The organism is Klebsiella sp. EMBS2024, assembly GCF_036233805.1.
Taxonomy (GTDB): Bacteria; Pseudomonadota; Gammaproteobacteria; order Enterobacterales; family Enterobacteriaceae; genus Klebsiella; species Klebsiella pneumoniae.
Map to the genome: position 1 here is coordinate 2,224,097 of NZ_JAZARW010000001.1, position 564 is coordinate 2,224,660.

A 564-nucleotide genomic window follows, 5' to 3' on the forward strand; every position below is an offset into this window, starting at 1 on the left:
TGAGCGATGAGCGGATATTCACACCGACTGATAGCTGATTTTGAGTTACCAAAAAAAGCACTCCTATTCAGTACTAAAAAGATGGTAATGTTTCATAAAATCTCTTAGGCCTTGCAGGAATGGTTTTGAAATGAATGGATCTTGTTTGTGTGGAACAATTGAATTTGAACTTACTCATAAACCAGCAGTGTTTTATCGTTGTCATTGCTCGCTTTGCAGAAAGCAGAGCGGCGTGGGTTACAATCTCGCCACACTAGTGAAAGACAGTGAGTTTCGCTGGATAAANGGGAAAAACTGCGTTGCTTCATGGTCTAAGCCAACGGGGTACCGTACAGATTTTTGCAATGTATGTGGCTCAACTGTGCCTAACAGTCTGCGAGACGTACCTTATGTCTGGGTTCCTGTTGGTTTAATTGACGAACGTCTTGACATGGAATGTGCAGGAGACTTCTGCACTGATGATGCAATGCCCTGGGATGAAACCCGCTCACCTAGTGGCCACGCTGGACCTGTCGAGTCGCTTGCCTCGCTTTTAAAGTGCCTGAAACTCAATTCCTGAGCGTC

The 564-nt window shown here is 45.1% G+C and carries 1 protein-coding gene; it reads left to right on the forward strand.

Annotated features, from left to right (window positions below):
• The first annotated feature begins 130 nt into the window (after nucleotides 1-130).
• Nucleotides 131-559 (forward strand): GFA family protein, encoded by a 429-nt coding sequence (locus tag VZP09_RS10220; RefSeq protein ID WP_328795103.1) that lies wholly within the window; start codon nucleotides 131-133, stop codon nucleotides 557-559.
• Nucleotides 560-564: the final 5 nt, after the last annotated feature.